At 71.5% G+C, this 19,794-nt stretch carries 19 protein-coding genes; 10 read left to right on the top strand and 9 right to left on the bottom strand.

Annotation, left to right across the window (positions count from 1 at the left end; genetic code table 11):
* The first annotated feature begins 3 nt into the window (after window positions 1–3).
* Both ACSSS0_RS20975 and ACSSS0_RS20970 read left to right on the top strand, forming a co-directional pair.
* Window positions 4–774 (top strand): HipA family kinase, encoded by a 771-nt coding sequence (locus ACSSS0_RS20975; protein WP_487229504.1) that lies wholly within the window; start codon window positions 4–6, stop codon window positions 772–774.
* Window positions 771–1,148: a DUF3037 domain-containing protein gene (locus tag ACSSS0_RS20970; protein ID WP_487229503.1), complete on the top strand. Its 378-nt coding sequence runs from the start codon at window positions 771–773 to the stop codon at window positions 1,146–1,148. The genes ACSSS0_RS20975 and ACSSS0_RS20970 overlap by 4 nt, the downstream gene beginning before the upstream one ends.
* A gap of 9 nt (window positions 1,149–1,157) precedes the next feature.
* On the opposite strand, the gene ACSSS0_RS20965 is transcribed toward ACSSS0_RS20970, so the two are convergent.
* The 5 genes from ACSSS0_RS20965 to ACSSS0_RS20945 form a co-directional block, all read right to left on the bottom strand.
* Complete coding sequence (locus ACSSS0_RS20965) at window positions 1,158–1,976, bottom strand: TrmH family RNA methyltransferase (protein WP_435986078.1); 819 nt, start codon at window positions 1,974–1,976, stop codon at window positions 1,158–1,160.
* 88 nt (window positions 1,977–2,064) lie between these two features.
* A complete protein-coding gene (locus tag ACSSS0_RS20960; protein ID WP_487229502.1) occupies window positions 2,065–2,835 on the bottom strand; it encodes a sulfite exporter TauE/SafE family protein in 771 nt (256 codons plus the stop codon).
* A gap of 73 nt (window positions 2,836–2,908) precedes the next feature.
* The gene (locus ACSSS0_RS20955; protein WP_487229501.1) at window positions 2,909–4,084 is read right to left on the bottom strand and encodes an SPFH domain-containing protein; all 1,176 of its coding nucleotides are present in this window, start codon (window positions 4,082–4,084) and stop codon (window positions 2,909–2,911) included.
* Between the two features lie 131 nt (window positions 4,085–4,215).
* Window positions 4,216–4,665 (bottom strand): NfeD family protein, encoded by a 450-nt coding sequence (locus tag ACSSS0_RS20950; protein WP_487229500.1) that lies wholly within the window; start codon window positions 4,663–4,665, stop codon window positions 4,216–4,218.
* Between the two features lie 131 nt (window positions 4,666–4,796).
* Window positions 4,797–5,582, bottom strand: coding sequence for an ABC transporter ATP-binding protein (locus tag ACSSS0_RS20945; protein WP_435986082.1), 786 nt, complete (start codon window positions 5,580–5,582; stop codon window positions 4,797–4,799).
* A 60-nt stretch (window positions 5,583–5,642) separates the two neighbouring features.
* Between ACSSS0_RS20945 and ACSSS0_RS20940 the strand changes: the two genes are divergently transcribed.
* A complete protein-coding gene (locus tag ACSSS0_RS20940; protein WP_487229499.1) occupies window positions 5,643–6,407 on the top strand; it encodes a hypothetical protein in 765 nt (254 codons plus the stop codon).
* 32 nt (window positions 6,408–6,439) lie between these two features.
* On the opposite strand, the gene ACSSS0_RS20935 is transcribed toward ACSSS0_RS20940, so the two are convergent.
* The gene (locus ACSSS0_RS20935; protein WP_487229498.1) at window positions 6,440–6,856 is read right to left on the bottom strand and encodes a pilus assembly protein CpaE; all 417 of its coding nucleotides are present in this window, start codon (window positions 6,854–6,856) and stop codon (window positions 6,440–6,442) included.
* A 55-nt stretch (window positions 6,857–6,911) separates the two neighbouring features.
* Here ACSSS0_RS20935 and ACSSS0_RS20930 point away from each other — a divergent pair, with 55 nt between their 5' ends.
* Window positions 6,912–7,646: a PIG-L deacetylase family protein gene (locus ACSSS0_RS20930; protein WP_487229497.1), complete on the top strand. Its 735-nt coding sequence runs from the start codon at window positions 6,912–6,914 to the stop codon at window positions 7,644–7,646.
* Window positions 7,647–7,668: 22 nt separating this feature from the next.
* Here ACSSS0_RS20930 and ACSSS0_RS20925 read toward each other — a convergent pair whose 3' ends face one another.
* From ACSSS0_RS20925 to glgA, 3 genes are all read right to left on the bottom strand, one after another.
* On the bottom strand, window positions 7,669–9,429 hold the full coding sequence (locus tag ACSSS0_RS20925; RefSeq protein WP_487229496.1) for an alpha/beta hydrolase: 1,761 nt from the start codon (window positions 9,427–9,429) through the stop codon (window positions 7,669–7,671).
* A gap of 84 nt (window positions 9,430–9,513) precedes the next feature.
* Complete coding sequence (locus tag ACSSS0_RS20920) at window positions 9,514–10,089, bottom strand: 1-acyl-sn-glycerol-3-phosphate acyltransferase (RefSeq protein WP_435986087.1); 576 nt, start codon at window positions 10,087–10,089, stop codon at window positions 9,514–9,516.
* A gap of 118 nt (window positions 10,090–10,207) precedes the next feature.
* Window positions 10,208–11,410, bottom strand: a complete 1,203-nt coding sequence (gene glgA / locus ACSSS0_RS20915; protein ID WP_435986088.1) for a glycogen synthase — start codon at window positions 11,408–11,410, stop codon at window positions 10,208–10,210.
* A gap of 102 nt (window positions 11,411–11,512) precedes the next feature.
* Between glgA and glgC the strand changes: the two genes are divergently transcribed.
* The 6 genes from glgC to cphA all read left to right on the top strand — a co-directional run bounded on the left by glgC (window position 11,513) and on the right by cphA (window position 19,668).
* The gene (gene glgC, locus ACSSS0_RS20910; RefSeq protein WP_487229495.1) at window positions 11,513–12,772 is read left to right on the top strand and encodes a glucose-1-phosphate adenylyltransferase; all 1,260 of its coding nucleotides are present in this window, start codon (window positions 11,513–11,515) and stop codon (window positions 12,770–12,772) included.
* 33 nt (window positions 12,773–12,805) lie between these two features.
* Complete coding sequence (locus tag ACSSS0_RS20905; RefSeq protein ID WP_487229494.1) at window positions 12,806–13,663, top strand: LLM class F420-dependent oxidoreductase; 858 nt, start codon at window positions 12,806–12,808, stop codon at window positions 13,661–13,663.
* 1 nt (window position 13,664) lies between these two features.
* On the top strand, window positions 13,665–14,396 hold the full coding sequence (locus ACSSS0_RS20900; protein ID WP_487229493.1) for a ZIP family metal transporter: 732 nt from the start codon (window positions 13,665–13,667) through the stop codon (window positions 14,394–14,396).
* 110 nt (window positions 14,397–14,506) lie between these two features.
* Entirely contained in the window at window positions 14,507–15,754 is a 1,248-nt protein-coding gene (serB, locus tag ACSSS0_RS20895) for a phosphoserine phosphatase SerB (protein WP_487229492.1), read from the top strand.
* Window positions 15,755–15,763: 9 nt separating this feature from the next.
* Window positions 15,764–16,684, top strand: coding sequence for a cyanophycinase (locus tag ACSSS0_RS20890; RefSeq protein WP_435986093.1), 921 nt, complete (start codon window positions 15,764–15,766; stop codon window positions 16,682–16,684).
* 92 nt (window positions 16,685–16,776) lie between these two features.
* Window positions 16,777–19,668 carry a cyanophycin synthetase gene (cphA, locus tag ACSSS0_RS20885; RefSeq protein ID WP_487229491.1) on the top strand — a complete coding sequence of 964 codons (2,892 nt, stop codon included), beginning with the start codon at window positions 16,777–16,779 and terminating at the stop codon, window positions 19,666–19,668.
* Window positions 19,669–19,794: the final 126 nt, after the last annotated feature.

Genomic DNA, 19,794 nt, shown 5'->3' with positions numbered 1-19,794 from the left:
GGCGTGCTTCCTGAGCTGACCGCCACCCGCTACGTGACGCCGCTCAAGGAGGGCGGCTCGCTGCCCGGCATCGTGGAGGCCGACGATGACGGCACCTACGTCCTGAAGTTCCGGGGCGCCGGTCAGGGGCTCAAGGTCCTCGTGGCCGAGGTGCTCGTCGCCGGGATCGCCCGGCTGCTCGAGGTGCCGGTGCCGGACCTCGCCGTCGTCAGCCTCGACCCGCGCATCGCGAAGTACGAGGCCGACGAGGAGGTCCAGGACCTGCTCACCGCCTCTGTCGGGACCAACCTCGGTGTCGACTTCCTGCCCGGCTCCCTCGGCTACGACGGCTCGAGGCCGCCCGACGCGGACCTCGCCGAGCGGATCATCTGGCTCGATGCGCTGACGGCCAACGTCGACCGCACGTGGTCCAACCCCAACCTGCTCGTGTGGCACGGCCGCACGTGGGCCATCGACCACGGTGCCGCGCTCTACTTCCACCACTCGTGGCCGAGCAAGGCGCCCGCGCCGGAGCGTTTCGCCGTCCAGCCCTTCGACGCCAGCCGCCACGTCCTGCGCGACGTCGCCGGCGACGTCGCGCGGCGCCACGACGAGCTCGCCGCGCGCCTCACGCCCGAGGCCGTCGACGCCGTGGTCGCCGAGGTGCCCGACGAGTGGATCGAGCCCACGCCCCACCTCGCCGACGCACCCGCGGTGCGGGCGGCATACGCCCTCATGCTGCGGGCCCGTCTCGACGGGCCGCTCACGTGGGTGCCGACGGGTGTCGCCGCGTGAACGCCTACCAGTACGTCCTGCTCCGGCTCGTGCCGCGCGTCGACCGGGAGGAGTTCATCAACGTCGGCGTCGTGCTCTACTCGCAGGACGCCGGCTTCCTCGACGCCGCCTGGGAGCTCGACGAGCGCCGCGCGGACGCGCTGTCGCCGACGTGCGACCTCGACGGGGTGCGGTCGATGCTCGAACGCGTCAGGGCCGTGTGCCGCGGCGAGACGGGCCGCGGCCTGCCGACCCTCGACAAGCCGGGCCAGCGCTTCGGCTGGATCATCGCGCCGCGCTCGACCGTCGTTCAGCCGGGACCGGTCCACGGCGGCCTCTGCGACGACCCAGCCGTCGAGCTGGAGCGCCTGCTCGGCCGGCTCGTCCGGGCCTGAGCCGGTCGGTCAGGCCCGCGTCCGCGGTCGCAGCGCCCACATCGCGACGGCGCTCGCCGCGGCGACGTTGAGCGAGTCGACGCCACCGGCCATGGGGATGCGCAGGGTGAGGTCGGCGTCGGCGACCGTCCGCTGCGACAGGCCGTCGCCCTCCGTGCCGACGACGAGCGCGAGGCGCTCGGGCGGCCCGCTCTCGAGGTCGTCGAGCGAGACCGAGTCGTCCGAGAGCGCCATGGCCGCGACCGTGAGGCCGGCGTCGTGCAGCAGGGCCATGCCCTGCGGCCACGGGTCGATCCGCGTCCACGGGACCTGGAACACCGTGCCCATCGAGACCCTGATCGAGCGTCGGTAGAGCGGGTCGGCGCACCGGGGCGTGATGAGGACCGCGTCGACGCCGAGGGCAGCGGCCGACCGGAAGATCGCGCCGACGTTCGTGTGGTCGACGACGTCCTCGAGGACGATGACGCGCCTCGCGTCGGCGATGAGCGACTCGACGCTCGGCAGGGCCGGCCGCTGCATCGCGGCGAGGGCACCGCGGTGGAGGTGGAAGCCGGTCAGCTGCTCGATGACGTCGTGGTCGCCGAAGTAGACGGGGACGCCGTCGGCCTCGGCGTCGGCGACGATGTCGGACAGGTCGTCGAGCCACCGGCGGGCCATGAGGTAGGACCGCGGCCGGTGCCCGGCCCGCAGCGCGCGCCGGATCACCTTCTGGCTCTCGGCGATGTAGAGGCCGCGCTCGGGCTCGTGCCGCCTCCGCAGCACGACGTCGGTGAGCGACACGTAGTCGGTCAGCCGTGGGTCGGTCGGGTCGGTGATCTCGATCGGCACGCCCGACAGGCTAGTGGTGATCGCCCGCTCCCCCGGCATCGGGACTCGGCCCGGACGCCGGTGAGGGTCACGCGAGGGTCACGGAGGGTCAGGGCAGCCACACGAGCTTGACGATGGCGACGAGGCCGATGGCGATGATGAGGCCTCGCAGGACGTTCGGCGGGATGCGCCGGCCCACCCGGGCGCCGATGATGCCCCCGACGAACGCGCCGGTGCCGATGAGCACGACGATGAGCCAGTCGATGTGCTCGCGGGCGAAGAGCACGAACACCGCAGCGGCGACGACGTTGACGACGAGGGAGAGGACGTTCTTGTAGCCGTTGAGGCGCTGCAGCGGCTCGAGGCTGAGAGCGCTGAGCAGCCCCATGAGCAGGACGCCCTGGGCAGCGCCGAAGTAGCCGCCGTAGACACCGGCGGCGAACACCCCGGCTGCCATGGCCGGGGTGTGCCAGCGCGGCACGGGCCCGTCGTGACCCTCGGGGTGGACGCGCGCCTGGATGCGCGGTCCGAGAACGACGAGCACGAGGGCGATGAGGATGAGCACGGGGACGATCGCCCGGAACGCCGCGGCCGGCAGGACGAGCAGCAGACCCGCCCCCACCACCGAGCCGAGGAACGACATGGGCATGAGCCGCCGCAGGGTGGGCGCCTGGCCCTGCAGCTCCCGGCGGTAGCCCCACGCCCCGGTCACGCCTCCCGCGACGAGGCCGATGTTGTTCGAGACGTTCGCGACGAGCGGGTTGACCCCGAAGAAGAGCAGGGTCGGGAAGGTGATGAGCGTGCCGGAGCCGACGATCGTGTTGATGATGCCGGCTCCGGTCCCGGCCAGCGCGACGGCGACGGCGGACCAGAACGACACCCGGTCACCCTACAGAGGGTGACCGGGTGTCGTTCTGGTGGTGTCGCCGGTGGGTGTCGCCGGTGGGTGTCCGTCAGCGCGCGACCGGGGGCTCCGGCGGTGCGTCGGGCAGGTCCTCCACGGACGCCGGGGGCGCGACGACCGGCGGCGCGGCGGCGGGCGGCGGGGGCACGTCGGCGCCGCCCGGGTGCATCGGCGGCAGCTGGCGACCCATGGGTGCGGCGTGCTCGGTCGACTCGGCGCTCGCCTGCGCGGCCTGGCCACGGGCCTCGGCCAGTGCCTTGGCCGGGTCCTCGAGCACCGTCTCGGCGAAGGCGTTGTCGTCGGCGTCGCCGGTGTCGACCCACTGCTCCTCGTCGTCGCCGCCCGTCGGGGCCTGCTCGCTGCCACCGAGCGCGTTGCCGATGCCCTTGAGCGCGTCGGTCAGCTCGGACGGGATGATCCACATCTTGTTGGAGTCGCCACGAGCGAGCTGCGGCAGCACCTGGAGGTACTGGTAGGCGAGCAGCTTCTGGGTGGGCTTGCCGCGGTGGATGGCCGCGAACACCTGCTGGATGGCGCGGGCCTGGCCCTGGGCCTCGAGGATGCGGGCCTGCGCCGAGCCCTCGGCCCGCAGGATCTGGCTCTGCTTCTCACCCTCGGCCGTCAGGATGGCCGACTGCTTGAAGCCCTCGGCGGTGAGGATCGCGGCACGACGGTCGCGCTCGGCACGCATCTGCTTCTCCATCGTCTCCTGGACGGAGTGCGGCGGGTCGATGGCCTTGAGCTCGACACGGTTGACGCGGATGCCCCAGTTGCCGGTGGCCTCGTCGAGGACGCCGCGCAGCTGGCCGTTGATCTGGTCGCGACTCGTCAGGGCCTGCTCGAGGTCGAGCGAGCCGATGACGTTGCGCAGCGTCGTGACGGTGAGCTGCTCGATGCCCTGGATGAAGTTGGCGATCTCGTAGACGGCGGCCTTGGCGTCGGTGACCGAGTAGTAGATGACGGTGTCGATGTTGACGACGAGGTTGTCGCTGGTGATGACGGGCTGCGGCGGGAAGGTGACGACCTGCTCACGCAGGTCGATGTTGGCGCGCACCTTGTCGACGAACGGGATCAGGAAGTGGATACCTGCCGTCAACGTCTTGTTGTAGCCGCCGAGTCGCTCGACGATCTGTGCCGTCTGCTGCGGCACGATGCGCACGGTGCGCAGCACGACCACGAACGCCACGACGACGATGAGTATCGGAATGATGAGTACCGGGTCCACGACCTTCTCGACCTTCTCCCTGTGCGGTCCGTGCTCCCCCGAGGAAGCACGGTTGGTGCGGGCGGATCGGTCGATCCGCTCGGTGGTTCGGTGGTTCGGCGGCGTCGCCGGGCGCGGAGCCGGAGGCCGGCTCAGCTCCCCACGACGCGAGCGCGGCTCACGATCGCGGTGGCGCCGTCGATGGAGTCGACGACGACCTCCTCGCCGGGCTCGATGTCGTCGCCGAGCGTGCGCGCCGACCACGTCTCGCCGGAGAGCTTGACCCGCCCCCCGGCCGGGTTGACGCGGTCGATGGCGACGGCCGAGCGGCCGACGTGGGCCGCGGCGCCCATGAGCTGTTGTGGCGTGCTGGCCGACAGGCGGTTCTTGAGCCACGGACGCACGATCGCGAGGAGGGCGACGGCCACGAGGGCCGCGACGATGGCCTGCACCACGGGGGGCGCCCCGAAGGCTGCGGCGATCGATCCGCCCACGGCCCCGCCGGCGAGCATGAGGAAGGTGAAGTCGACGGTGACCGCCTCGATGGCGACGAGCACGAGTGCCACCGCCAGCCAGACCATCCAAGCGTGTCCCTCGACCACGTGCCCCCACCCTGCCTTCGTCCGCGCCGGCGACGGGCCCCGATGTCCCGTGCGTCACTCCTGTGACGTTCTCGATTCTGCCTCAGTTCCCTCTCGGGACCTACGGATCGAGCGGCCGGGACTGGTTGCGATCAGGACTCGGCCCGCGCCGACCAGCGCTCACCGTGCTGCTCGAGCACGAGCGGGAGCCCGAACGTCCTGCTGAGGTTCTCGGCCGTCAGGGTCAGCGGGATGGGTCCTGCGGCGACGACCCTGCCGTCGCGGATCATCAGCACGTCGGTGAACGACGGCGGGATCTCCTCGACGTGGTGCGTCACGAGCACCATCGCGGGGGCCTCGGTGTCGGCGGCGAGGTCGGCCAGGCGACGCACGAGGTCCTCGCGGCCGCCGAGGTCGAGACCGGCGGCCGGCTCGTCGAGGAGCATCAGCTCGGGGTCGGTCATGAGCGCCCGCGCGATCTGGACGCGCTTGCGCTCCCCCTCGCTCAGCGTCCCGTAGGCACGGTCGGCGAGGTGGTCGGCCCCGAGGGTCTTGAGCAGCTCCATGGCGCGCACGTAGTCCACGTGGTCGTACGTCTCGCGCCAGCGGCCGATGATGCCGTACGAGGCGGTGACGACGACGTTGCCGACGAGCTCGTCGCCCGGGATCCGCTCGGCCATCGACGAGCTCGCGAGGCCGATGCGCGGCCGCAGCTCGAAGACGTCGACGGCGCCGAGCACCTCACCGAGGACGCCGGCGACACCGGATGTAGGGTGCAGCCGTGCTGCGGCGACCTGGAGCAGGGTGGTCTTGCCGGCACCGTTGGCGCCCAGCACCACCCAGCGCTCCCCCTCCTCCACCTCCCACGTGACGTCGTCGAGGAGCGTCGAGGCACCGCGACGAACGGTGACTCCGGCGAAGGCGAGGACGTCGCTCATGGCTCGACCCTATGACAAGGCCCCCGAGGCCGCCGCGGCGGCGCACCCTACGATGACGGGGTGTCCGAGCTGCCCGCGTCCGTGCGCCTCGCGCTGTGGGTCACGGCCTCGTGGCGCGGTGACCTCGCGACGACGGACGCGCTGGCTCGAGCCTTCCCCGACCTCGACCACGTCGCCGGTGACCTGGCCCGGCTCGACGTCTGGCGCGACCTCGGCGAGCGGGCGCTGTTCGTGGCACTTCCCCGTCCGGGCGACCTCAGCCGGATGCCGCGTGGGTCGTCGGCGGCCACGGCGCACGCCGCCGACGCCGGCGAGTGCGTCTTCGTGGCCGGCATCGGCGGGGTCCTCGTGCCGACGCTCTCGGAGTTCGGCCCCGAGGGGGACGTGGGCGTCCGCGCGGACTGGACGGCCTACGAGGCGGACCCGCTCCCCCGGCACCGGATGGAGATGCTCGACCTCCGCGAGATCGAGCGCGACCTCATGCGCCGCCTGCGTGAGCACACGATGCGCTTCGAGCAGGTCGGCGGCCACCCGTGGGGTGACGAGGCGCGCGCCGAGGCGCAGTCCGAGCTCGACACGACCCTCTGGGGCATCCCGTCGGCGACCTCCGGACGCGCCCTGCGGATCATGGCCCTCTCGGCCAACCTCTCCCGCGTCGCGCACCGCAACGCGAACCGGACCTCGCTGGGTTCTGGCGGGCTCGACGCCGCCACCACGGCGAACCGGACGCGACTGCTGCGCGACCTCGCCGCCGATGCCGACGCCGCACTCGCCGACGCGACCAACGTCGCCGTCATGTCCATCGCGGGCTGGCGCCCCGCCTGAGGATCGGCTCGCGAGACGGCGTGCCCGACCGGCTACTCCTCGGGAGCGAGCGTCTCGAGCTGCGCGAGCAGCGCCCGCGCGTAGGCGCGCTCGGCGTCGATGTCGGCGTGGCGCCCGACCGCACCGTCACGCCCACGGACCGACACGGCATACCCACCCTCGAGCTGTTCGAGCGAGACGAAGGACTCGCCGAGCAGGTCACGCAGCTGGTCCTCCCGCGGGAGCCAGACGGCCTTGTCCTGCTCGACGCTGTCGAGAGCCCACTCGGTCGTGCCGTTGAAGCCGATGACGTCACCCGTCGTGAAGTGGTGGACGTCGACCGTGATCTCGCTGATGACGAAGACGTCGTCCTCCATGCCGCTGACGGCCACGACGAAGCGGTCACCGGAGACGGGCTTCCACGTCAGTCCCGCGTCGGAGAGCCGGCGGGCGAGCTCGAGGGTCAGCATGGTCCCCATCGTCACATCCGCCCCGGACTTCGCCAAGCAACCCTAGATTTGGTCCATGACGGAGCACCCTGGACTGGAGCCGCTGGACGAGAGCACCTTCGAGACCGTGCTGTGCGTCGTCGCGCACCCGGACGACCTCGAGTACGGCACGGCAGCCGCCGTCGACCGCTGGGTCCGCGCGGGCAAGACCGTGACGTACCTGCTGGCGACGCGCGGGGAGGCCGGCATCGACACCGTGCCGCCGGAGCAGGCCGGTCCGCTGCGCGAGCAGGAGGAGCGGGACGGAGCGGCGAAGGTCGGGGTCGACGTCGTTGAGTTCCTCGACGGGTTCACCGACGGGGTGGTCGAGTACGGCCTCCCGCTGCGTCGCGCCATCGCCCGCGAGATCCGGATCCGCAAGCCCGACCTCGTCATCACGTCGACGTACGCCGACCGCTTCCCGGGCGGTTTCGCCAACCAGGCCGACCACCGGGCGGTGGGTCTGGCCGTCGTCGACGCCAAGGCCGACGCGGGCAACCGGTGGATCTTCCCGGACCTCGTCGACGAGGGGCACGAGCCGTGGCAGGTCGCCCGACTGCTCGTCGTCGCCGACCCGGACCCGACGCACTTCGTCGACGTCACGGACCACTTCGACGCGGCGGTGGCCTCGCTCTCGGCCCACGACGCCTACCTCGCGGCCCTCGGGCCGGACTACCCGAAGCCGGCCGAGCTGCTCGGGATGATCCTCGGCGGCCCGTCGGAGCTCGTCGGCGTGCCGTATGCCGTGACCGGGAGACTCCTCGGCGGCTGACGTCCGCCGCCCGCGCGAGGGCCTAGCCCAGCGCCGCGATCGCCGTCCGGACGGCCGCGAGGTCGTCGGCAGTGACGCCTTCGGGGCGCATCACGGCATTCCAGGCGTCGACGTACTCGGTCGTGTACTTGTGGCCGTGGCCGGCGGGGACCCCCGTGGAGAACGGGAGGTCGGCGGTGACCTGCCAGAAGGTCACGAACGGCATCCAGAACATCCCCTGGAGCACGTCCTCGCCGGCTGCCTCACCGATCCAGTCGGGCTCGCTGAACACGAGGTTGGGGCTCCACCACACGATCGGGTCGGAGGGGTGCATGAGGTAGAGGACGCGGGTGCCGTCCCACGGCTGGCCCTCGGGCGGCATCGAGGCGGCAGGGTCGGTCGCGAAACGCACCGTCCGCCCGTTCTTGTAGACCGGCTGGATCTCGGGGCTGCCCGGGTCACGCTGGTCGCTGAACTCACGGAACAGCGTGTTGAAGTTCGGCGGCCCGGCGAAGACCGTGCCGGCCGTCCGGTTGCGCAGGTCGTACTCCCCGCTGAAGGCCGTCTCGCCCCCGAACGTCCCGAGGCTCTCGCCCGACACGAACAGCTTCGGACGGGAGTCCTGGGGTAGCCGGGACCAACGGTCGTAGACCGCGTCGAAGAGCGCCCGGCCCGCCTCGCGGGCCTTCGACTGGTCGACGAGGAACGAGAGCCACGACGGCAGGTACGAGTACTGCATCCCGACCGTGGCCGCGTCGCCGCCGGTCAGGTACTCGAAGGGGGCGACCAGCGCAGGGTCGACCCACCCGCTGCCCGTCGTCGTCACGACGAGCAGGTTCGTCCGCTCGAAGCCGCCCGCCCGCTCGAGGTCGTCGACCGCCAGGGCGGCCCGCTGCTCGGCGTCCTCGGCCGAGTCGAGACCGGCGTAGGTGCGGATGGGCTCCTCGGCCGCGTGGTGGACGACCGCCTCGATGTCGCTCGCAGTGGGCCCCGACGCCGTGAACGTGCGTCCCTCCCGACCGAGGGAGTCCCACGACACCATCGAGCCCGGCCCGCCCGAGCGAAGGCCGCTCGTGGGCTGGACCACTCCCTCCTGCGTCACCGTGTTGCCGACCGAGAAGGCCTCGTCCATGGCACTGACGAGGCCGTCGAGCAGGATGCCGCTGATGACGAGGTAGGTCATCGTCGTGACGAGGACCCAGCCCGTCGCGCCGGCCGCCCGCCGCCCGAACCTGCGGCTCAGCCGGTCCGCGACCCAGTGGTAGACGCGTCGGATGCCCCGGCCGATGAGCAGGAACACCGCGAAGAAGAACACCGCGACGAGCGGCGAGACGATCACGAGTGCGATGTTGTACTCCGTCACCCCCATCAGGCTGCGGATCTCGTGCTGCCAGTACTGCCCGAGGCCGAAGAAGACGAGCAGGAGCACGCCTCCGCCGACGACCAGGGCGCGCCAGGACGACGCCTTGGGCGGTCGTGGCTCGCGATCCGCGAAGGCGCGCCACAGCCATGCGCCGAGGACCCCGAGGCCGTAGCCGATGGATGCGGTGATCCCACAGACCAGTCCCTGGATGAAACCGCCGCGCGGGAGCAGCGACGGGGTGAACGACAGGGCCGCGAAGAGGACCGCGCCCCAGCACCCGGGGATCGTGAAGTGGAGCAGCCCCCGGAGCCGCCCGGGGCGGGGCTCCGGCCCGTCCGCCCCTTCGACCGACCCGGGGTCGGTGCCGGGCAGTGCTTCGTGGCCAGCCACATCAGTCGCCATCTCGAGCTCGATCCGGTCAGCGGGGTCGGGACGTGTCATCCGAACGGTCCCACGCCTCCCGGCCCGCAACCACCGGAACGCCGGATTCGCGACCGCTTCGCGTCCCGTCCGAGACCCACCGCGTCAGCCCTTGGCCCGGGCCTGCGCCTCCTCGCGGAGCCGGGGCTCCGTGCGCCGTTCGGGGTGGATGCCGCGCTTGTCGCGGTAGAACGCCCGAACCTTGTCCATGTCCGCGACCACGTCTGCCGTGGCTGTCATGGTGGGCCCGAATCCGGCTGTGCGAGAGGGCCCGTCGATGAACGCCAGGGCGATGGGCAGGCCGGCTGACCGCGCGATGCGCCAGAAGCCGGACTTCCAGTAGCCGCCCTTCGTGCGGGTGCCCTCGGCAGCCAGGATCAGCAGGAACGGCTCCCCGCTCCGGGCCTCGCGCACGAGTCCCCGCACGACGTCGCCGGGGTTGTCACGGTCGATCGGGATGCCACCGAGCCGCGGCAGGAGCCACCCGAGCGGTCCACGGAAGAGTTCCTTCTTGATGAGGACCCGGGGTGTGACCCCGCCCCGCCACATGACGAGGAGCATCATGACGAAGTCCCAGTTGGACGTGTGTGGGGCGCCGACGAGGATGCCGGTGCGGGGTACGTCACCCACCGCGGTCCACCCGCTGAGGCGCAGGACGAGGCGGGCCAGGCGACTCCTCATGACATGTCCTCTCGACCTGCGGCGGTCGTCCGCCTCCCCCAACCTACGCGAGGTGCACGCCGGAGCCGAGGGGGTGTGGTGGGCCCTTGGCTGCGGCGCAGGCCCGGGCCGACACCCGTCAGGGGCCGAGAACCGAGCGGTAGACCTCGAGCGTGCGGTCGCCGATGGAGGCCCACGAGAACGAGTCGACCGCCCGCTGTCGGCCGGCGCGGCCGAAGGCGCGGGCCCGCTCGACGTCGGAGACGGCGTCGGTGAGTGCGGCGGCGAGGTCGGCGACGAAGCGGTCGGGGTCGACCGGCGTGCCGGTGCCGTCCTGGACCTGCTCGATCGGCACGAGCCACCCCGTCTCGCCGTCGACGACGACCTCGGGGATGCCGCCGGTGGCCGTGGCGACGACGGCGAGCTCGCACGCCATCGCCTCGAGGTTGACGATGCCGAGCGGCTCGTAGACGGACGGGCACGCGAACACGGTGCCGTGGCTCAGCAGGGCGACGACCTCGTTGCGGGGCAGCATGTCGGGGATCCAGACGACGCCCTCGCGCTGGGCCCGCAGCTCGTTCATGAGTCCCTCGACCTCGGCGAGGATCTCCGGGGTGTCGGGGGCGCCGGCGCAGAGCACGAGCTGGACGTCCGGAGGCAGCTGCGCGCAGGCGCGCAGCAGGTAGGGCAGGCCCTTCTGGCGCGTGATCCGACCGACGAAGACGACGGAGCGCTTGTCGGGGTCGACGCCGTGGCGACGGACGATCTCGGTGGCCTCGGGCGACCGGTCGGCGGACCATAGCTGCGAGTCGATCCCGTTGTGCACCACGTGGACCCGCGCCGGGTCGAGCGACGGGTAGCTCTTGAGGATGTCCTCGCGCATGCCCGCGCTGACGGCGACGACTGCAGCGGCCGACTCGTACGCGGTGCGCTCGGCCCACGACGACACGCGGTAGCCGCCACCGAGCTGCTCGGCCTTCCAGGGACGCATCGGCTCGAGCGAGTGCGCCGTCACGACGTGCGGCATGCCGCCGAGGAGCGACGCCAGGTGTCCGGCCATGTTGGCGTACCACGTGTGCGAGTGGACGAGGTCGGCCCCGACGCAGTCACCGGCCATGCTGACGTCGACGCCGAGGGTCTGCATCGCCGCGTTGCCGGCGGCGAGCTCGGGGAGATCGGCGTAGGCCGTCGTCCCGGGCTCGTCGCGCGCTGCGCCGAAGCAGCGCACCTGCACGTCGATGTCACCGCGCTCTCGCAGGGCCCGGACGAGCTCTGCCACGTGAACACCCGCGCCTCCGTAGATGGCCGGCGGGTACTCCTTGCTGAGGATGTCGACGCGCACGTTCCGACCCTAGTGCCGCGTCCGTCCCGCGGAGCGGAAAGCTCGGCCGATCTTGCGTGCTGAACCTGTCAGCCGACGGACGCCTGCCCTAGGGTGGCGCTCATGGCCCGACGAAGCCCAGCTGCTGGTCCGAAAGTCCTCGCGATCGTGCTCGCTGGCGGTGAGGGCAAGCGATTGATGCCTCTGACCGCCGACCGGGCCAAACCTGCCGTGCCGTTCGCCGGCATCTACCGCCTCATCGACCTGGCCCTGTCCAACGTCGTCAACTCCGGCTACCTCCAGGTCGTCGTCCTGACGCAGTACAAGTCCCACAGCCTCGACGCGCACGTGACGAAGACGTGGCGCATGTCGACGCTCCTCGGCAACTACGTCACGACGGTCCCGGCGCAGCAGCGCGTCGACAAGAACTGGTACCTCGGCAGCGCCGACGCGATCTACCAGAGCCTCAACCTCATGCACGACGAGCGGCCCGACATCGTCGTCGTCGTGGGTGCCGACCACGTCTACCGCATGGACTTCAGCGCGATGGTCGAGCAGCACATCGAGTCGGGGGCAGCCTGCACCGTCGCGGCCATCCGCCAGCCCATCACCCTTGCCGACCAGTTCGGCGTCATCGAGGTCGACGACGCAGACCCGTCCAAGATCGCGGCCTTCCTCGAGAAGCCGAAGGACCCCAAGGGCCTGCCCGACAACCCCAACGAGGTCCTCGCGTCGATGGGCAACTACGTCTTCACCGCCGCAGCGCTCGAGGCGGCCGTCATCGCCGACCACGACAACGAGGCGAGCAGCAACGACATGGGCGGCGACATCGTGCCCTACTTCGTCAGCCGCGGAGAGGCAGGCGTCTACGACTTCAAGGACAACGAGGTGCCGGGCGCCACCGACCGCGACCGCGGCTATTGGCGCGACGTCGGGACCATCGAGTCGTACTACGACGCCCACATGGACCTCATCTCGATCCACCCCGTCTTCAACCTCTACAACTACGACTGGCCGATCTACACGAGCCACAGCCCCTACCCGCCGGCGAAGTTCGTCCACGGCAGCGGCGACCGCATCGGCGAGGCCCTCAACTCCGCGGTCTCCCCCGGCGTCGTCGTGTCCGGAGCGCACATCTACGCCTCGGTGCTCTCGCCCCTCGTCAAGGTGCACTCCTACGCGAGCATCCAGGGGTCGGTCCTGCTCGACGGCGTCGAGGTGCACCGGCACGCCCAGATCCGCCGGGCGATCATCGACAAGAACGTCGTGATCCCGGAGGGCTGCCAGATCGGCATCGACCACGAGCACGACCGGGCCCGTGGCCTCCACGTCACCGAGACCGGCATCGTCGTCGTGGGCAAGGGCCAGCTCGTCACCCGGTGAGCATCGCGCGATGACATCTGCAAAGGTCTGACCATGACGTCCACTGCCACGAATCCCCCTGCCAGCGCAACGGACTCCCGTCCGGCCCGCGTCGGGATCCAGATCCCGCCGCAGCACGCCTCGTGGGCCCAGATCCGCCGGACCGCGGCGACGCTCGAGGAGATGGGCGTCGACGTCCTGCTCAACTGGGACCACTTCTTCCCGCTCAGCGGCGACAGCGGCGGCCAGCACTTCGAGTGCTGGACGATGCTCGGCGCGTGGGCCGAGTCGACCGAGACCGTCGAGATCGGCGCGCTCGTCACGTGCAACAGCTACCGCAACCCGAGCCTGCTGGCCGACATGGCGCGCACGGTCGACCACATGAGCGAGGGACGCCTGATCCTCGGGATCGGCTCGGGCTGGAAGCAGCTCGACTACGACGAGTACGGCTACGACTTCGGGACGGCCGGCGGCCGCCTCGACGACCTGGCGCGCGACCTGCCGATCATCCGGGACCGGTGGACGCGGCTCAACCCCGCCCCGACCCGCGACATCCCCATCCTCATCGGTGGCGGTGGCGAGAAGAAGACGCTGCGGATCGTCGCCGAGCACGCGGACATCTGGCACGGCTTCGGCGGTCCCGAGGAGATCGCGCACAAGCACCGGGTCCTCGACGAGTGGTGCGCGCGCCGCGACCGGGACCCCCTCGAGATCGAGCGGTCGGCCGGCGTCGCCTTCGTGCCCGGCCGCAACCCCGACCAGTCGGGCGACTACGCGAGCAACGCCCAGCAGCTCCACGACATCGGGACGCGCCTGTTCACGGCGAGCGTCGCCGCGGCGGACCCCGACCTCGCGCGGGTGCGGGACCTGCTCCAGTGGCGCGACGAGGTCAACGCGGTCAGCTCGTCGTGACGTGCTGACCGCGACCTTCTGGGGACTCGTCGGGGGCGCCGCCCTGCTCGTCGGCGCGCTCCTCGGGCTCTACGCCCGCGCCTCGTACCGCGTCATCGGCCTCGTCATGGCCTTCGGCGCCGGTGTGCTCATCAGCGCGGTCGCCTTCGAGCTCACCGAGGAGGCGTTCCGCTCCGCCGGGGCCGCGCCCGTCGTCGTCGGCCTCGTCAGCGGCTCGCTCGTCTTCTTCGCCGGCGACTGGCTCATCGACCGTCGGGGCGGCCACCGGCGCAAGAGCCCGACGGGTGAGCCCCAACAGGGGGCGGGCGCGATGGCGCTGGTCCTCGGGGCCCTGCTGGACGGCATACCCGAGTCGGCGGCGATCGGTGTCAGCGTCATCGGCGGCGGTGAGGTCGGGATCGCGATGGTGGCCGCGGTCTTCCTCTCCAACGTGCCCGAGTCGATGTCGGCGAGTGCCGGCCTCAAGCGAGCGGGACGGTCGACGCGCCAGATCCTGCTCTTGTGGTTCGTCGTCATGCTGGCGTCGGGCCTCGCCGCAGGCCTCGGCTACGTCCTGCTCGAGGGTGCCTCACCGGCCGTCGTGGCGGGGATCCAGACATTCGCGGCCGGTGCCATCATCACGATGCTCGCCGACACGATGATGCCCGAGGCGACCGAGCACGCCGGGCGCCTCGTCGGGCTCGTGACGATGCTCGGCTTCGCCCTCGCCTTCCTGCTCAGCGCCCTGGGCTGAGGCGCGCGGGACGCCGCCGGACGGCATACGCCCTCCGCCATGACGGACGTCACCGGCCGTATGCCGGAAGGTGGCGCGGGCGCGCCCGCGTGCTCACTACCCTGACCCGGGTGACCGAAGTGAACAGCACGGACGGAACGGACATCCAGACCCTGAGCGTCACCGTGACGGGCGCCGACCGTCCGGGCGTCACCGGCACGCTCCTCGGAGCGCTGTCGGGGGTCGACGCGGAGGTCCTCGACATCCAGCAGGTCGCCGTGCACGGCCACCTCACCCTGACGGTGCTGCTGCGCCCGGGCGCGCACGTCGACCAGCTGCGCGACGCCGCAGCGGTGGCCGCCCACCGGCTCGGCCTCGCCCTGACGGTCGTCGAGGGCACCGGCGTCAACGCCCGCTCGCGCCAGGGACGTGCGGCCGTCGTCGTCCTCGGCGCCCCGCTCAGCGCCGACGCCGTCTCGCTCGTCACGACCCGCATCGCAGACCACGGCGCCAACATCGACCGCATCCGCCGGCTCTCGCGCTACCCCGTGACGACGGTCGAGTTCGACATCTCCGGTGCCGACGTGCCGTCCCTGCGCACCGAGCTCGCCCTCGTGGCCACGTCCGAGGGCATCGACATCGCCGTCGCCCCCGGCGGGCTCGCGCGGCGCGGCCGCCGCCTCGTCGTGCTCGACGTCGACTCGACCCTCATCCAGCAGGAGGTCATCGAGCTGCTCGCCGCGCACAGCGGCCGGGAGGCCGAGGTGGCCGAGGTGACGGCGCGCGCCATGGCGGGCGAGCTCGACTTCGAGGAGTCGCTGCGCGCCCGCGTGGCGACGCTCGCGGGACTCCCGGAGTCGGTCCTCGACGAGGTGCGCGAGTCGGTGCAGCTGACGCCCGGGGCGCGGACGCTCGTGCGGACGCTCAAGCGACTCGGCTTCACCGTCGGCCTCGTCAGCGGAGGCTTCATCGAGATCGTCGGCGAGCTCGCGGACGACCTCGGCATCGACCACGCCCGGGCCAACCGGCTCGAGATCGAGGACGGCCACCTCACGGGACGCGTCGTCGGCGAGGTCGTCGACCGGGCCGGCAAGGCGCGCGCGCTGCGCGAGTTCGCCGAGCAGGAGGGCCTCCCGCTCAGCCGCACCGTCGCGATCGGCGACGGCGCCAACGATCTCGACATGCTCGACGTCGCCGGCCTCGGGGTCGCCTTCAACGCCAAGCCGATCGTGCAGGAGCAGGCCCAGACGGCGGTCAACGTGCCCTACCTCGACTCGGTGCTCTACCTGCTCGGCATCTCCCGCGAGGAGATCGAGGAGGCCGATCTCGACGACGGCACGCCGACCCAGGCTCCGCCGGTCCCGCACGCCGGTCACTAGGCTGGCGCGATGCAGTCCGTGGCCTCCTCGTCCGTAGCCCCGAACCCGAACGGCGTCCGGAGGACGCTGCTCATCATCGGCGGTGCCGAGGACCGGATCGGGCGGTCGGTCGTGCTCAAGCGCTTCGTCAAGCTGGCCGGCGGCCGTCGGTCGCACATCGTCGTCATCCCCACGGCGTCCTCGTACGCCGACGAGGTGTCCGAGGCCTACCGCGACGTCTTCACCCGGCTGCGCGGTGGTGAGTACTCCGTCGTGCACCCCGAGACGCGTCGGGACGCGAACGACCCGGCCATGGTCGAGGCGCTCGACACCGCGACCGGCGTCTTCATCACCGGCGGCAGCCAGGTCAAGCTGGCCCAGAACATCGTCGGCACGCCCGTGGGCGACGCCGTGGTCCGCGCCTACGAGCGCGGCGCCGTCGTCGCCGGCACGTCGGCCGGCGCCTCGATCATGAGCCGCTACATGATCTCGCTCGGCGAGGAGGGTCTGACGCCCAAGCAGCGCGCCAGCCAGATCTCGGCCGGCCTCGGCCTCGTCGAGGACGTCATCATCGACCAGCACTTCGACCAGCGCGGCCGCTACGGCCGGCTCATGTCCATGGTCGCCGCCTCACCGAACCTGCTCGGCATGGGCATCGACGAGAACACCGCGGCCGAGATCCGTGGCGGCAGGGTCATGTCGGTCATCGGCGCCGGCTCGATCTTCGTCGTCAACGCCCGCAACGCCATCACCGACGCCCCCGACGCCCGTCGCGGTGCGCCCCTGCTCGTTTCGGGTGCGGTCGTGCACTCGCTGCCCACGGGCAGTACGTTCGACCTGGACCACGTCGAGCTGACCGCGTTCGTCGAGCGCCACCCGGACATCGAGGGCGCGGTCGTCCCGGCCAAGGTCCGTGCGGCGCGCTCGTCGACGAGCAGCGCCGCTCACTGAGTCCCCGTTCGTCCAGCCGCACCGAACCGCACCAACGGTCGACCGGGGTATGCCGCACGGCACGTCCCGCACGACCCCGTAGGAGGAGATCCATGGCCGTCGAGGTACCCACCCCCACAGGCCCGGCCCGACCGGACCTGAAGATCCTCGAGACCCGGATCTACCGCGGACCCAACGTCTGGTCCTACCAGCAGGCCGTCCACCTCGTCGTCGACCTCGGCAGCCTCGAGGAGTACCCCACGGTCTCGCTCCCCGGCTTCACCGACCAGCTCGTCGAGCTCGTCCCCGGCCTCGAGCGCCACACGTGCTCGCTCGGTCGGCGGGGTGGGTTCATCGAGCGGCTGCGGGAAGGGACGTGGCTCGGCCACGTCGCCGAGCACGTGGCGCTGCAGCTGCAGACCCTCGCGGGGCACGACTCGCGCCGTGGCAAGACGCGTGCGGTCAAGGGCAAGCCCGGCCAGTACAACGTCGTCTACAGCTACACCGACGAGACCGTGGGTGTCGCCGCGGGCAAGCTCGCCGTGCGCCTCATCAACCACCTCGTGGAGCCCGAGGACGGCTTCGACTTCGAGACGGAGTTCAACGCCTTCCTCCGTCAGGCCGAGCGGGTGGCGTTCGGACCGTCGACGGCCGCCATCCTCGAGGAGGCGGCCTCGCGGGACATCCCGTACATCCGCCTCAACTCCGCCTCCCTCGTCCAGCTCGGCCAGGGCGTCCACGCCCAGCGCATCCGCGCCACGATGACGTCCAAGACGGGCGCCCTCGCCGTCGACATCGCCAGCGACAAGGACCTCACGACCAAGCTCCTCGGCTCGGCCGGGCTGCCCGTGCCCAAGCAGGAGGCCGTGCGCACCCTGCGCGGGGCCATCGAGGCCGCGCGTCGGATCGGGTTCCCCGTCGTCGTCAAGCCGCTCGACGGCAACCACGGCCGCGGGGTCTGCCTCAACCTCATGAGCGACGCAGACGTGGAGAAGGCCTACGACATCGCCAAGGCCGAGTCACGTCGCGGCACGATCATCGTCGAGTCCTTCGTCACGGGTCGCGACTACCGCTGCCTCATCGTCGGCGGACGGATGCAGGCCATCGCCGAGCGCGTGCCCGCGCACGTCATCGGCGACGGCACGCACACGGTCGCCGAGCTCGTCGAGATCACCAACGCCGACCCGCGCCGTGGCGTGGGGCACGAGAAGGTGCTGACGAAGATCAAGGTCGACGCCAACGCCCTCGAGATCCTCGCGGGCCAGGGCCACACGACCGAGTCGGTGCCGCCCGAGGGCGAGATGGTCAAGCTGGCGCTGACGGGCAACATGTCGACCGGTGGCATCTCGATCGACCGCACCTTCGACGCGCACCCCGACAACGTCGAGATCGCCGAGGAGGCCGCCCGCATGGTCGGGCTCGACGTCGCGGGCATCGACTTCATCTGCCCCGACATCACCTACCCGGTGCGCGAGACGGGTGGCGCGATCTGCGAGGTCAACGCCGCCCCCGGCTTCCGCATGCACACACACCCGACCATCGGCGAGCCACAGTTCATCGCCAAGCCGGTCGTCGACCTGCTCTTCCCGCCCGGCGCACAGTCGCGCGTGCCGATCGTCGCCGTCACCGGCACCAACGGCAAGACGACGACCTCCCGCATGATCGCCCACATCTTCAAGGGCCTCGGCCGCAAGGTCGGCATGACCTCGACCGACGGCGTCGTCATCGACGAACGGCTCGTCATCAAGGCCGACGCCTCCGGCCCGCGCTCGGCCCGGATGGTGCTGCAGAACCCCCGCGTCGACTTCGCCGTCATGGAGGTCGCCCGGGGCGGCATCCTGCGCGAGGGCCTCGGCTACGACCGCAACGACATCGCCGTGGTCACCAACGTCGCTCCGGATCACCTGGGGCTCAAGGGAATCGACACCCTGCGCCAGCTCGCCGACGTCAAGGCCGTCATCGTCGAGGCGGTGCCGCGCGACGGCTTCGCCGTGCTCAACGCCGACGACCCGAACGTGCGCAACATGCGCCGTCGCTGCTCGGGCGGCATCGTCTGGTTCTCGATGGCCGAGCCCGGCAGCGAGACCCGGGAGTTCGTCGACGACTACTGCCGCCGCGGAGGACGTGCCGTCGTGCTCGAGCCGAGCGAGCGCGGCGAGATGATCGTCATCAAGCACGGCCGACGCAGCATGCAGCTCGCCTGGACCCACCTGCTCCCGTCGACGTTCGGCGGTGCGGCGCGCTTCAACGTCGCCAACTCGCTCGCCGCCGCGGGCGCAGCCTTCGCGGCAGGGGCCCCGCTCCACGACATCCGCCAGGGCCTGCGCACCTTCGCGACGACGTACTACCTCTCCCCCGGCCGCCTCAACCTCGTCCAGGTCGACAACGCGGACGTGTTCGTCGACTACTGCCACAACGCGGCCGGCATGAAGGAGCTCGGCGCCTTCGTCGACCGCTACGCCGACCAGAAGCAGCGCCAGGCCGACCTCGGCAAGACCTCGCGCATCGGGATGATCGGTGCCGCCGGCGACCGACGTGACGACGACATGCGCGAGCTCGGGGCGGTGGCCGCCCAGCACTTCGACGTCCTCGTCATCCGCGAGGACGAGCGCCTGCGCGGTCGCAAACCCGGTGAGACGGCCGAGCTCGTGGCCGAGGGCGCGCGCGCCGCCATGAAGGACGGAGCCCGCTGCCGCCAGGTCGAGATCGTCCTCGACGAGCTCGACGCCACGCGCCACGTGCTTGCGCGCACCAACCCCGGCGACCTCGTCGTCATGTGCGTCGACCAGCACGCATTGGTGGTGGCCGAGCTCGAGGAGCGCACCAAGCACGCCCAGGCCGGTGCCCGCATCGGTACGGCCGCAGCGGCGACGAGCGACCCCGACCTCGATCCCAGCACGCTGACCGAGACCGCCGAGGCGGAGGGCGACGAGGCCGAGGGCGAGGCCCTGGGCGCCGTGCCGTCGGACTCGCAGCCGGACCAGTCGGACGACACCGCCATCTGACGCGGGGGGTCGACCCCCGCCGACCGACGCCGCAACATCCCCAAGCCGCCCGGGCGGAGTTGGAGCAGTCGAAACACCCCGCCGCTTCACCACAACTCCGCCCGGGCGGAGTTGTGGAGGCCCGCC

This window comes from Terrabacter sp. R4-6, from assembly GCF_057529065.1.
Note: the sequence above shows the minus strand (reverse complement) of the source record. Positions and strands in the feature narration are given on the sequence as shown.

What these genes read in the sequence shown, in the direction of transcription:
- ACSSS0_RS20945 (WP_435986082.1), bottom strand. Translation starts at nt 5,582, where the DNA reads ATGAGCGACGTCCTCGCCTTCGCCGGAGTCACCGTTCGTCGCGGTGCC.
- ACSSS0_RS20935 (WP_487229498.1), bottom strand. Translation starts at nt 6,856, where the DNA reads ATGCTGACCCTCGAGCTCGCCCGCCGGCTCTCCGACGCGGGACTGACG.
- ACSSS0_RS20930 (WP_487229497.1), top strand. Translation starts at nt 6,912, where the DNA reads ATGACGGAGCACCCTGGACTGGAGCCGCTGGACGAGAGCACCTTCGAG.
- ACSSS0_RS20925 (WP_487229496.1), bottom strand. Translation starts at nt 9,429, where the DNA reads ATGACACGTCCCGACCCCGCTGACCGGATCGAGCTCGAGATGGCGACT.
- ACSSS0_RS20920 (WP_435986087.1), bottom strand. Translation starts at nt 10,089, where the DNA reads ATGAGGAGTCGCCTGGCCCGCCTCGTCCTGCGCCTCAGCGGGTGGACC.
- glgC (WP_487229495.1), top strand. Translation starts at nt 11,513, where the DNA reads ATGGCCCGACGAAGCCCAGCTGCTGGTCCGAAAGTCCTCGCGATCGTG.
- ACSSS0_RS20905 (WP_487229494.1), top strand. Translation starts at nt 12,806, where the DNA reads ATGACGTCCACTGCCACGAATCCCCCTGCCAGCGCAACGGACTCCCGT.
- ACSSS0_RS20890 (WP_435986093.1), top strand. Translation starts at nt 15,764, where the DNA reads ATGCAGTCCGTGGCCTCCTCGTCCGTAGCCCCGAACCCGAACGGCGTC.
- cphA (WP_487229491.1), top strand. Translation starts at nt 16,777, where the DNA reads ATGGCCGTCGAGGTACCCACCCCCACAGGCCCGGCCCGACCGGACCTG.